This is a genomic window from Streptomyces sp. NPDC048191, from assembly GCF_040652655.1.
Taxonomy (GTDB): domain Bacteria; phylum Actinomycetota; class Actinomycetes; order Streptomycetales; family Streptomycetaceae; genus Streptomyces.
Map to the genome: position 1 here is coordinate 187,085 of NZ_JBEZMO010000013.1, position 12,150 is coordinate 199,234.

At 74.0% G+C, this 12,150-nt stretch carries 10 protein-coding genes; 5 read left to right on the forward strand and 5 right to left on the reverse strand.

Annotated features, from left to right (window positions below):
- Window positions 1-102: 102 nt before the first annotated feature.
- Window positions 103-789, reverse strand: a complete 687-nt coding sequence (locus AB0D93_RS22285; RefSeq protein ID WP_362121838.1) for a gamma-glutamyl-gamma-aminobutyrate hydrolase family protein — start codon at window positions 787-789, stop codon at window positions 103-105.
- 52 nt (window positions 790-841) lie between these two features.
- Entirely contained in the window at window positions 842-1,579 is a 738-nt protein-coding gene (locus AB0D93_RS22290) for an FCD domain-containing protein (RefSeq protein WP_362121840.1), read from the reverse strand.
- Window positions 1,580-1,676: 97 nt separating this feature from the next.
- Here AB0D93_RS22290 and AB0D93_RS22295 point away from each other — a divergent pair, with 97 nt between their 5' ends.
- Genes AB0D93_RS22295 through AB0D93_RS22305 form a run of 3 tightly spaced genes read left to right on the forward strand, consistent with a single transcriptional unit; the run spans window position 1,677 to window position 5,214 of the window.
- Entirely contained in the window at window positions 1,677-3,035 is a 1,359-nt protein-coding gene (locus tag AB0D93_RS22295; protein WP_362121842.1) for a glutamine synthetase family protein, read from the forward strand.
- Window positions 3,036-3,046: 11 nt separating this feature from the next.
- Entirely contained in the window at window positions 3,047-4,435 is a 1,389-nt protein-coding gene (locus AB0D93_RS22300) for an aldehyde dehydrogenase family protein (protein WP_362121844.1), read from the forward strand.
- Window positions 4,432-5,214: a 3-oxoacyl-ACP reductase gene (locus tag AB0D93_RS22305; RefSeq protein WP_362121846.1), complete on the forward strand. Its 783-nt coding sequence runs from the start codon at window positions 4,432-4,434 to the stop codon at window positions 5,212-5,214. Before AB0D93_RS22300 ends, AB0D93_RS22305 begins: the two co-directional genes overlap by 4 nt.
- Window positions 5,215-5,223: 9 nt before the next feature.
- On the opposite strand, the gene AB0D93_RS22310 is transcribed toward AB0D93_RS22305, so the two are convergent.
- Entirely contained in the window at window positions 5,224-6,426 is a 1,203-nt protein-coding gene (locus tag AB0D93_RS22310; RefSeq protein WP_362121848.1) for an amino acid deaminase/aldolase, read from the reverse strand.
- Window positions 6,427-7,595: 1,169 nt separating this feature from the next.
- On the opposite strand from AB0D93_RS22310, the gene AB0D93_RS22315 reads away from it, so the two are divergent.
- Together AB0D93_RS22315 and mycP are read left to right on the forward strand one after the other, a co-directional pair.
- A complete protein-coding gene (locus AB0D93_RS22315) occupies window positions 7,596-8,792 on the forward strand; it encodes a hypothetical protein (protein WP_362121850.1) in 1,197 nt (398 codons plus the stop codon).
- The gene (gene mycP / locus AB0D93_RS22320) at window positions 8,789-9,949 is read left to right on the forward strand and encodes a type VII secretion-associated serine protease mycosin (protein WP_362121852.1); all 1,161 of its coding nucleotides are present in this window, start codon (window positions 8,789-8,791) and stop codon (window positions 9,947-9,949) included. Before AB0D93_RS22315 ends, mycP begins: the two co-directional genes overlap by 4 nt.
- Window positions 9,950-9,971: 22 nt before the next feature.
- Here mycP and AB0D93_RS22325 read toward each other — a convergent pair whose 3' ends face one another.
- Both AB0D93_RS22325 and AB0D93_RS22330 read right to left on the reverse strand, forming a co-directional pair.
- Window positions 9,972-11,126 (reverse strand): lipase, encoded by a 1,155-nt coding sequence (locus AB0D93_RS22325; protein ID WP_362121854.1) that lies wholly within the window; start codon window positions 11,124-11,126, stop codon window positions 9,972-9,974.
- 173 nt (window positions 11,127-11,299) lie between these two features.
- The gene (locus AB0D93_RS22330) at window positions 11,300-12,139 is read right to left on the reverse strand and encodes a serine hydrolase (RefSeq protein ID WP_362121856.1); all 840 of its coding nucleotides are present in this window, start codon (window positions 12,137-12,139) and stop codon (window positions 11,300-11,302) included.
- Between the last annotated feature and the right edge of the window lie 11 nt (window positions 12,140-12,150).

Genomic DNA, 12,150 nt, shown 5'->3' on the forward strand with positions numbered 1-12,150 from the left:
TGGTGCTATGAACCCGACGTCGTCGCGACCGGCCCGGGGCTGCGAGGAACCGCGCGACCGGCCGCGTCGGCGGCAGGCCGCAGAACCAGCGGCGCGCCTCGCTCAGCCCGCGGCAGCGACCAGCGCGCGCATCACCCGCAGGTCCTCGCCCATCTCGGGATGCCACTGCACGCCCAGCACCCAGCCCCGGTCCGCCGGCAGCTCGACCGCCTCGACCGTGCCGTCCGCCGCGTGGGCCGACGGCACCAGCCCCGCGCCGAGCCGGTCCACGGCCTGGTGGTGGTAGGTCGGCACGGTCGTCTCCTCCGGGACGATCCCGGCGTACAGACTCCCCGGCACCGGCTTCACCCCGTGGCCGCCGAACACGCCGACCACCTCCGCGTGCCCCTCCAGGTGCTGTACCAGCGTCCCGCCGAGCGCCACGTTCAGCAGCTGCATGCCCCGGCAGATGCCCAGCACCGGCGTCCCGGCGTCCAACGCGGCCTCGATCAGGGCCAGCTCCCAGGCGTCGCGCGCCAGGGCCGGCGGACCCGTACGGGGGCCGCGTTCGGCGCCGTAGCGGGCCGGGTCCACGTCCGGGCCGCCGGCGATCACCAGCCCGTCCAGCCGGGCCACCGTCTCCGCCGCGCGCTCGGGTGCGTCCGGCGGCAGCATCGCGGCCAGCCCGCCGGCCCGCTGCACCAGCCGCGGATAACCGGCCGGCAGCAGGGCCGCGTCCAGCTCCCACACGCCCCAGCGCGCGCCGGTCTCCAGATAGGTACTGACGCCGATCAGCGGTCGTACGGTCATGCCGCCCTCCCCGGAAGCCAAAGGTGCACACGCACACCTTTACAGAACCGTCTCACGCGAGGAAGCCCCGCAGCAGCGCCGCCGTACCGGCGCAGTGCTCGCGCATCATCTCGCGCGCGCCGTCCGCGTCCCCGTCCAGCACCGCCTCCACCAGCGCCGTGTGCTGGCGCTGCGAGTGCTCCAGGTTGCGCACCAGCAGCGGGATGCAGTCCAACAGGTCGTTGACGGTCGCCCGCACCGCCGCGTACTGCGCGGTCAGCGACGGCGAGCCGCACAGCTCGGCCAGCGTCAGGTGCAGCAGCGTGTCCAGGCGCCGGTACTCCGCGAGCGGGGCCTCATGGGTGCGGTCCAGTGCCTCCCGCAGCCGGCCGGCCTGCTCGGCGGTCAGCCCGTGCGCCGCGCACAGCCCGGCCGCGCCCACCTCCAGCACCTCGCGGAACCGCAGCACGTCCTCGATGTCGACCTCGGCGATCCGCCGCCGCAGCTCGTCCTCGCCGCCGGCGTCCGCGCGGGGCCGGACGAACGTTCCGCCGTAGCGCCCGCGCCGCGCCTCCACCAGCCCCTGGTCCTGGAGCACCTTCAGCACCTCGCGCAGTGTCACCCGGCTGATCCCGAGCCGCTCCGCCAGCTCCCGCTCGGCCGGCAGCCGTTCCCCGCCCGGCACCAGGCCGAGCCGCACGACCTGGAGGATCTGCTCCAGCGCCTCCTCGAAGCCGTTGCCCGCCCGCACCGGCCGCAGCACCGGAGCGAGCCGGTCGCCCACCCCCTGAGTGTCGCTCTCCCAGGACATCAGGCCGCACCCCCTTCCCAAGCAATGGTTCTGAGCAATACCTTATGGCTCCCGGCCCGGCCGAAAAAGCGCCGCAGGCGCCGAAGGAGGCTCTCCCGTGGCAGACCGCACACCCCCGCTCAGTGTCGAGGAACTGCACGCCCTCGTCGCGAGCGGTGAGATCGACACTGTCGTCCTGGCCTTCCCCGACATGCAAGGGCGGCTGCAGGGCAAGCGGTTCGCCGCCCGCTTCTTCCTCGACGAGGTCCTGCGGCACGGCACCGAGGGCTGCAACTACCTCCTCGCCGTCGACACCGAGATGAACACCGTCGACGGCTACGCCATGTCCTCCTGGGACCGCGGCTACGGCGACTTCGCCATGCGCCCCGACCTCGCCACCCTGCGCCGCATCCCCTGGCACCCCGGCACCGCCCTGCTCGTCGCCGACCTCGCCTGGAACGACGGCTCCCCGGTCGTCGCGGCCCCGCGGCAGATCCTGCGCCGCCAGCTGGAGCGGCTCGCCGGACTCGGTTACACCGCCCAGGTCGGCACCGAGCTGGAGTTCATCGTCTTCAAGGACAGCTACGAGGAGGCGTGGGACGCGGGCTACCGGGGGCTGACCCCGGCCAACCAGTACAACATCGACTACTCCATCCTCGGCACCGGCCGCATCGAGCCCCTGCTGCGCCGGCTGCGCAACGACATGGCCGGCGCCGGCCTCACCGTGGAGTCCGCCAAGGGCGAGTGCAACCCCGGCCAGCACGAGATCGCCTTCCGCTACGACGAGGCCCTGGTCACCTGCGACCAGCACGCGCTGTACAAGACCGGCGCGAAGGAGATCGCCGCCCAGGAGGGCGTCTCGATCACCTTCATGGCCAAGTACAACGAGCGTGAGGGCAACTCCTGCCACATCCACCTCTCGCTCGCCGACGCCGACGGCAACAACGCCATGGCCGACGGCGGCGGAATGTCCGAGGTCATGCGGCACTTCCTCGCCGGACAGCTCGCCGCGCTGCGCGACTTCTCCCTGCTCTACGCCCCGAACATCAACTCCTACAAGCGGTTCCAGCCCGGCTCCTTCGCCCCCACCGCCGTCGCCTGGGGCCACGACAACCGCACCTGCGCCCTGCGCGTGGTCGGCCACGGCCGCTCGATGCGCTTCGAGAACCGCCTGCCCGGCGGGGACGTCAATCCGCACCTCGCCGTCGCCGGACTCGTCGCGGCGGGCCTGTACGGCATCGAGCAGAAGCTGGAGCTCCCCGACCCGTGTCCCGGCAACGCCTACACCGCGGGCCTGGAGCACGTCCCGACCACCCTGCGCGAGGCCGCCGAGCTGTGGGAGAACAGCCCGATCGCCAAGGCCGCCTTCGGCGACGAGGTCGTCGCGCACTACCGCAACATGGCGCGCGTCGAGCTGGAGGCCTTCGACGCCGCGGTCACCGACTGGGAGCTGCGCCGCTCCTTCGAACGCCTGTGAAAGGTCGATCCGTGTCCGACTCAGACGAGTTGAAGGTCCTCAACCCCGCCACGGAAGAGGCCGTCGCCACCGTCCCCGCCGCGAGCGAGGAGGACGTGGCCGCGGCCGTCGTACGGGCCGTGCGCGCCCAGACCGGTTGGGCCGCTCTCGCCCCCGCCGACCGGGCCCGGCTGCTGCGCCGTTTCGCGGACGTGGTCGACGCCCACCTCGAGGAACTCGCCCAGCTGGAGGTCCGCGAGGCCGGGCACACCGTCGCGGGCGCCCGCTGGGAGGCCGGCAATGCCCGTGACCTGCTGCTGTACGCGGCCGGCGGCGCCGAACGCCTCCTCGGCAGGCAGATCCCGGTGCCCGGCGGCTGGAACGTCACCTTCCAGGAACCGCTCGGGGTCGTCGGCGTGATCGCTCCCTGGAACTTCCCGATGCCGATCGCCGCCTGGGGTTCCTTCCCGGCGCTCGCCGCCGGCAACGCGGTCGTCCTCAAGCCCGCCGAGACCACCCCGCTCACCGCGCTCCGCCTCGCCGAACTCGCCCTGGAGGCGGGCCTGCCCGAGCACGTCCTCCAGGTGCTGCCCGGCTACGGCCACACCGCCGGACGCGCCCTGGTCGACCACCCGGACGTCGCCAAGATCGTGTTCACCGGCTCCACGCGCACCGGCCGCGAGGTCATGGAGCGCTGCGCGAGGCTCGTCAAGCCGGTCACCCTCGAACTCGGCGGCAAGAGCCCCAACATCGTCTTCGCCGACGCCGACCTCAGGACCGCCCTCGACCCGTTCTCCTTCCTGGACAACGCCGGCCAGGACTGCTGCGCCCGCACCCGCATCCTGGTGCAGGAGCCGGTGCTGGAGGAGGCCCGGGAGTTCCTCGCCGACGCGCTCGCCGCCGTCGTCGTGGGCGACCCGGCCGACGAGAAGACCCAGATGGGCCCGCTGATCTCCGCACAGCAACTGGAGCGCGTACGGTCGTACGTCCCCGGTGATACCCCCGCCCTGCGCGGCAGCGCCCCCGACGGCCCCGGCTTCTGGTTCCCGCCCACCGTCCTCACCGGCGAGCGTCCGGACGGCCGGGCGGCCCGCGAGGAGATCTTCGGCCCGGTCGCCGTGCTGCTTCCCTTCACCGACGAGGCCGACGCCGTCCGCCTGGCCAACGACACCCCCTACGGCCTCTCCGGCTCCCTGTGGACCCGGGACCTCGGCCGTGCCCTGCGCGTCTCGCAGGCCGTCCGCGCCGGCAACCTGTCCGTCAACTCCCACTCCAGCGTCCGCTACTGGACCCCGTTCGGCGGCTACAAGCAGTCCGGCGTCGGCCGCGAACTGGGCCCCGACGCCCTGACCGCCTTCACCGAAACGAAGAACGTCTTCATCAGCAACGTCTCCCCGAGCACGGAGGGCCCCGCACAGTGACCGACAACAGTGTTTGCCGCCGCCTCGTCGGCCGTACCGCCGTCGTGACCGGAGCCGGCAGCGGCATCGGCCTCGCCACCGCCCGCCGGCTCGCCTCCGAGGGCGCCCGCGTGGTCTGCGCGGACGTGGACGAGGTCCGCGGCAAGGCCGTCGCCGACGAGGTCGGCGGCCTCTTCGTGAAGACCGACGTCACCGACCCGGAGCAGGTCGAGGCGCTGTTCAGGACGGCGTACGACACCTACGGCAGCGTCGACGTCGCCTTCAACAACGCGGGCATCTCCCCGCCCGACGACGACTCCATCCTGGAGACCGGCCTGGAGGCCTGGAAGCGCGTCCAGGAGGTCAACCTCACCTCCGTCTACCTGTGCTGCAAGGCGGCCATCCCGTACATGCGACGCCAGGGCAGGGGCTCCATCATCAACACCGCGTCCTTCGTGGCGCGGATGGGCGCGGCGACCTCCCAGATCTCGTACACCGCGTCCAAGGGCGGGGTGCTCGCCATGTCCCGCGAGCTGGGCGTGCAGTTCGCGAGGGAGGGCATCCGCGTGAACGCGCTGTGCCCGGGCCCGGTCAACACCCCGCTGTTGCAGGAGCTGTTCGCGAAGGACCCCGAGCGGGCCGCCCGCCGGCTCGTCCACATCCCGGTCGGCCGGTTCGCCGAGGCGGAGGAGATCGCCGCCGCCGTCGCCTTCCTGGCCAGCGACGACTCCTCCTTCGTCAACGCCACCGACTTCCTGGTGGACGGCGGGATCGCGGGCGCTTACGTCACGCCCCTGTAGGCCGGCCGGTCACAGGAAGGTCTGCCCCTCGCCCCGGTAGGTGGGCACGGTCGCGGTGACCGTGTCCCCCTCGACCAGGTGCAGCGCCGCGAACCGCTCGCACAGCTCGCCCGCCTTGGCGTGCCGGAACCACACCTTGTCGCCGATGAGCAGATCGTCGGCGGGCGAGCCGAGCAGCGGGGTCTGCACCTCGCCGGGGCCTTCCTGGGGGTCGTACACCAGCCCCTCCGGCAGGTACGGCACGGGCAGCCGGTCGGGACCGGCGGCGCCGGAGGCCGGATAGCCGCCGCCGAGCACGGTGACGACCCCGACCCCCGGCCGCCGTACGACGGGCTGGGCGAACAGGGCCGCCGGACGGCCCGTGAACGACGTGTAGTTGTCGAACAGACGCGGCACGTACAGGCCCGAACCGGCCGCTATCTCGGTCACGGCGTCCTCGGCGGCGGTGTGCTGCACACTGCCCGTGCCGCCGCCGTTGACGAACTCCAGGCCGGGGACGACGGCCCGCACCGCACGCACGACCGCGGCCCGCCGCTCGGCCAGCTCACGGCGGGCCGTCGCCTGCATCAGCCGGACCGCCCGGGACCTCAGCGGCCGCCCGGCCACCGAGTCCCCGACACCCGCGATGTGCCCCTCGTACGCCATGATCCCCACCAGCCGGAAACCCGGGCGTCGGGCCACCGTCCGTGCCAGCTCGGCGAGTTGGCCGGGGGAGTGCAGCGGAGAGCGCCGCGCGCCGACCCTGACCCGGCCGCCGAGCAACCTCAGCGAGGTGTCCAACTCCAGGCACACCCGCACCACTTCGCGTCCGCCGTCGCGGGCGGCGTCGATGAGATCGAGGTGTGCCGGGTCGTCCACCATCACGGTGACCGCACCGGCGAGCTTGGGATCGGCGGCCAGCTCCGCGAAGCCGCTGCGGTCGGCCGACGGGTAGGCCAACAGGACGTCGTCGAAGCCGGAACGGGCGAGCCACAGCGACTCGGCCAGCGTGAACGACATGATGCCCTGGAAGCCGTCCATCGCCAGGACGCGTTCCAGCAGGGCCCGGCAGCGAACCGACTTGCTGGCGACCCGGACCGGCTTGCCGGCGGCCCGGCGGACGAGATCGGCCGCGTTGGCGTCGAAGGCGTCCAGATCCACGATCGCGAGAGGGGCGTCGAGATGGGCGGTGGCCCGGTCGTAACGGGCCCGGTCAGCGGCGCGCGCAGTCATGACGGAAGCCTGCCAGACAGGATTACCGCAGGGTAGGGGGACGTTCCGGGCAGATGCCCCGGCGGCCCGGACTGGTTCTGATTCCGGCCCGGACAACCCGTAGAGTGACGCGCACGGCGGAACGCCCCCGGCCGCTTCGGCTGAACCGGGATGCCGCTCCGGCCGTACGGGTATGCGTGCCCGGTACGGAGCTTCCGCACCGGGCGCGGCCGAGCAGCGCAGCGGCCCGCGTACGTGAGGACGGGCGGCCACGAGGAAACGGGGGGTGCATGAGCACGGAAGCGCGCCACGCTCCGATCCCTCCGCGCCCCTCCACTCCGCCCGACTACCCCGACGACGAGCCGTCGGTCTTCACCCCGCGAACGGGCTTCGCCGACGGGAGTGAGACGCCAGGCGGATCGGCCGCGCACGAAGGTCACCCGCCGTCCCGTGGCGCGACTCCCCCCACGCCGACCGCGTCCACCGGAGGCTTCACGGGGAAGAACCCGGCGACACGATGGGGTAGCGGCCCGGCTTCGGGCGCCGGGTCTGCCGCTACCTCCTCGTCCTCGGCCGGGCGCCCCGCGGACAGCGGTTCGCCTTCGGGTGCCGGGTCTGCGGGTGGTGGTCCGGCTTCGGCTGGGCGGTCCGCGGGCAGCGGCTCGGCTTCGGGTGGTGGGGTCTCGGGTAGTGGTCCGGCTTCGGCTGGGCGGCCCGGGGGCAGTGGCTCGGCTTCGGGTGCCGGGTCTGCGGGTGGTGGTCCGGCTTCGGTTGGGCGGCCCGGGGGCGGCGGCTCGGCTTCGGCTGGGCGGTCCGTGGGCAGTGGTTTGGCTTCGGGTGCCGGGTCTGCTCGTACTTCCCCGTCCTCGGGCGGGCGGTCCGGGGGCGGCGGCTCGTCTGCGGCCTGGTTGTCCGGGCGTGAGGGCTCGGCCTCGGGTGCCGCGGGTGACGGCTCGGCTTCGGCCGGGCGGCCCGGGGGGAGCGGTTCGCCTTCGGGTGCCGGGTCTGCGGGTGGTGGTCCGGCTTCGGTCGGTCGGCCCGGGGGCGGCGGCTCGGCTGTGGCTGGGCGGTCCGCGGGCAGCGGCTTGGCTTCTGGGGAGGGTGGCCGGCCTGGGGGCGCCGGTGGTGGTACCGGGCTCGGGGCTCGGTCCGGGGGGAGGCGCCCCGCCGTGCCCGCGGGTGGCGAGCCGGTGAGCCCGCCTCCGCCGCCTGCCTCTGCCCGGTTCCCCGACGCGCCGCCCAGCACGGGACGTGAGGCGCGCCGGGACGGAACCGGCGCGAACGGATCCGCGCCCTCCGGCCGTCCGGGCGCTCCGGCGGAGACGCCCACCGAGACGACGGCCCGGCTGCGCCCCGTCACCGCGTCGGAGACGACGACCCGGCTCCGACCGATCACCGACGCCCCCAAGGCGGAGCGTGCCGGTTCCATCCGGTCGGGCGGCGAGCGCCGTACCGCCCCCGCCCCGGTGTCCGCTGCCGCGTCGACCGCGTGGAGTCCGCCGGCGCCCACCCGTCCCGGCCCCCTGCCCGCCGCCTCCGCGCCGGACCCCGCGCTGTCCTGGACCGCGATGGCGGCCGCACGGCCCGTCGTGTCGTTCGGGGAGCCCGAGGCCTTCACCGAGCGGGCGTGGCACCGGGTGGGACCACGCACCGCCGCCGCTGCCGCCTGTCTCGTGCTCGGACTCGGTCTCATCGGCGGTGCCGTGACCGGCAGTTGGCTCACCGACGACGGCGGGGACGACGCCTCCGGCGACCACTTCGCGACGGCCGGGACGATCTGGCACAACGCGCCCGTCGACCAGCTGTTCCCGCCCACGGTCCAGGGCACGGGCGCCGGCCCCGGCGGCGCCGATCGCACCTGGACCAGGATCGCCGTGGCCCCGGACAGCGGCTGCGCCCACGCCTTCGACCCGCTGCTGTCCAAGGTCCTCGCCCCCGTCGGCTGCCAGCGGCTCGTGCGTGCCACGTACACCGACGCCACCCAGAGCTACGTCACCACCGTCGGCCTGCTGTTCACCAAGGGCGACCCCGCCGCCATGTCCGCGCTCGCCCACCGCTTCCGTACCGAGCACCTGGACCGGCGCACCGATCTGATGCCCCGCCCGTACGCGGCCAGGGACACCGTCGCGGCCGGCTTCGGCGACAAGCAGCGCGCGTCCTGGACCGTCTCCGTCCTCACGGATGCCCCGGTGGTGGCCTACGCCGTCTCCGGCTGGGCCGACGGCCGCAGCGTCGACGCTCCCCTGCCCGCCGCGGACGCCATGCGCGCCGGCGCCACCACCGCACCGGCGCAGGCCGGTCTCGGCAACGAGGCCCAGGGCCTGGCCGACCGGGTCGAACGGCGGTTGCGCCAGAGCATCGGCACGGCCACGGAGAAACCTTCATGAAGCATGCCCACGGCGCCGCGCTGAGCCTCCTGCTCGCCGGCGCCCTCGCCCTGCTGCCGTCCACCGAGGCCCACGCCGACGGCATCCGCGCCCAGCAGTGGGGTCTGGACGCCCTGCACCTGGACGAGGCCTGGCGGACCACCCAGGGCCGGGGCGTCACCGTCGCCGTCCTGGACACCGGCGTCGAGGCCGACCACCCCGACCTCGCCGGCAACGTCCTGCCCGCCAAGGACATGATCGGCTTCGGCGCCAAGCAGGGTGACCGCGACTGGGCCCGGCACGGCACCGCCATGGCCGGCATCATCGCCGGGCACGGCCACGGACCGGGTGACAGCGCCGGCGTCATGGGCGTGGCCCCGGAGGCGAAGATCCTGCCCGTCCGCGTGATCCTGGAGGACGGCGACCCCGCCCGTGCCAAGGCCCGCACCAGCCGTGGCAACGCCCTCGCCGACGGCATCCGCTGGGCCGCCGACCACGGCGCCGACGTCATCAACCTCTCCCTCGGCGACGACTCCGACTCCGCGCACCCCGAGCCCAGCGAGGACGAGGCCGTGCAGTACGCCCTGAAGAAGGGCGTGGTGGTCGTGGCTTCCGCGGGCAACGGCGGTGACAAGGGCGACCACGTGTCCTATCCGGCCGCCTACCCGGGCGTGATCGCCGCGACCGCCGTCGACCGCTACGGCACCCGCGCCTCCTTCTCCACCCGCCGCTGGTACGCGGCGGTCAGCGCGCCCGGCGTCGACGTGGTCATCGCCGACCCCGACCACAAGTACTACGAGGGCTGGGGCACGTCGGCCGCCTCCGCGTTCGTCTCCGGCGCGGCGGCCCTGGTCAGGGCTGCCCACCCCGGCCTGAGCCCGGCCCAGGTCAAGAAGCTGCTGGAGGACACCGCCGAGGATCCGCCGGCCGGCGGCCGGGACGACTCCCGCGGTTTCGGCATGATCGATCCGGCGGCGGCACTGAAGGCGGCCGACCGGCTGCGGCCGCAGAGCCTGCGCGCGGCGTCGTCCGGCAAGAAGTACTTCGGTGCCGGCCCGGACGCCCCCAAGGCCACGTCCTCGACCGCCGACTGGGCGGGCCCCCTGGCCGGCGGCGCCGGCGGGGTCCTCCTGGTCGCGGGCGTGGTGCTGTGGCGGGGGCGCAGGAAGACGGCCTGAGGGCGCCCGGGGTGCCGCCCGGCTACCCGGCGATGTACTGGATCTCCGGGTAGCGCCGCGACGCGCCGCGCAGCAACCGCCCGGTGTCGGGGCGGCCGCGCAGCTGCAGGTCGAAGAACGCCCGCACCGTGGCCCGTACGGCCGCCACCGCCCGGTCGGCGGGGATGGTGCCGGTCTGGAGCTGTGCGCGCACCTGCTCGGGCAGCTGCGGTGCGACGGCCACGATGTCGGTGTAGGAGTTGTGGCCGGCGTCGGCGAGCCGCAGACAGCGGTGCCAGTCGCTCAGGTGCCGCCAGAAGGAGGGCCAGCTCGGGTCCTGGTTCAGCCCGTCGTGGATCGCGGTGTCCATCAGCAGGAACGGCCGGTCGAGTCCGTGCTCGACCACCGGCCCGGCAAGACCGCCGTCCAGGTCGATGCCGACTCGCACCCGCTCGTCCAGGTACATCACGGCCGCCGACGCGGCGCCGCCCCGGGAGTGCCCGAACACGCCGACCCGGGTGAGGTCCAGCGTTCCGCGCAGCCCGCGCGGCAGTGGGCGCCGCTCCGCGTCGGGGTTGCCGCCCCGGTCCAGCCCGGCCAGCGCGTCGAGGACGAACCGCAGGTCGGCGGCGCGCACCGCGACCGCGGCCGTGACGGCCTCGACGCTCCCGTCGTCGGGTCGGGTGACCACCACGCGGCCGTCCGGGAACTCCACCTCGCCCGTGTCGTAGGGGTGGTCGACCGCGGCCACGACATAGCCCCAGGACGCCAGCTCCTCGATGAGCAGCGTGTTGAAGGTCCGGTCCGACTGGTAGCCGGGCGAGTGCAGCAGCACCGGACGGCGGCCCGGCAGGGCCGGCGCCCGGTCCGCGCTGTGCGTCCGCGGGAGCGCGTAGCCGTCCAACGCGCCACCGAAGCGGGCCTTCAGGGCACGCTCGGCACCCGGCGGCAGCCAGGGCAGCATCGTGCGGTCGTGGACGTCGGCGGCCGGGTACGTCACGGTCACCATCACCTCGCGCGGCCGCCCCGACCAGGGATCGGTCCGCGACGGGTCGACCAGGTGCAGCTCCACCGCACCCACCGGCAGCGGCCCGGCCGGGCCGGGCAGCTCGACCGGGACGAGACCGGCCGCGGCCGCCGGTGCGGGCACCGACAGGGGAAGGGCGAGGGCGGCGACGGCTCCGAGGCCACCGGCCATGAGGGAACGGCGAGTTGGGCGTACGGGAGGCACTGGGCTCCTTCCGTGGCCGGACCCGAGGCGCATCGCACAAAGGTAAAGAGGACGCCATCGTCCGGCCCGCTCATCGTCAAGTCCCTTGAAGACTAGATCGTTTGGAGCCGGAAACCGGATCGTTCGGCCGTTCACACCGATCACTTACCGGCGAACGCCGACACCGCCGCCTTCGCCGCCGCCTCCACCAGTGCGATGCCCTCCGCCCGGGTCCGCGTGCCCTTCGACAGCACCGCCACCAGGTAGTCGGTGCCGTGCACCGTCACCCGCCCGATGCTGTTCACGTCCCACAGCCCCGTCGTACTCCGCGCCAGCCAGCCGTTCTTCAGCGCCGAGGAGTCGCCCTCCGCGGCGGCCGACACCCCCCACCGCTGGTCCGCCTCGACCGATGTCATCAGGCCCTGCACGTATGTCCGGGAGGTGGCGCTCAGCTTCGACTCCTGGCCGAACACCTGCCGGAGCAGGGCGAGTTGGTCCGCGGCCGTGGTCTGCGTCAGCCCCCACAGCTCACCGTCGCCGCCGGACGTCGAGGTCAGCCCGAAGCGCCGGTTCGCCGCGTCCAGGCCGTCCGCCCGGCCGATCGTGTGCCACAGCTCCGTCGCGGACGTGTTGTCGCTGTTCTCGATCATCTTCGTGGCGTACGCCTTCTCGGCGGCCGTCAGCTGCCGTCCCGCGTCCTGCGCCTGGAGCAGCAGCGTGGCCAGGATGTCGACCTTGACGATGCTTGCCGTGTCGAAGGCCGCGTCGCCGTGGGCCGCGCTCACACCGGAGTCCACCGCCAGCACCGCCGCCGACACCCGCGCGCCGGACGGCACGTTCACCGCCCTCATCGCCTCGCCCAGCAGCGCGTCCCGGTCCACCGCCGGCTCCGTCACGGACGTCTCCTCCCTTCCCGCCCCGGCCGAGGAGGGGACCGCGGGCGACGCCGCCGACGATACGGCCGCCGTCCCCGGGTGCCTTTCCCGGCGCCTCACCACCACTGGTGGACAGC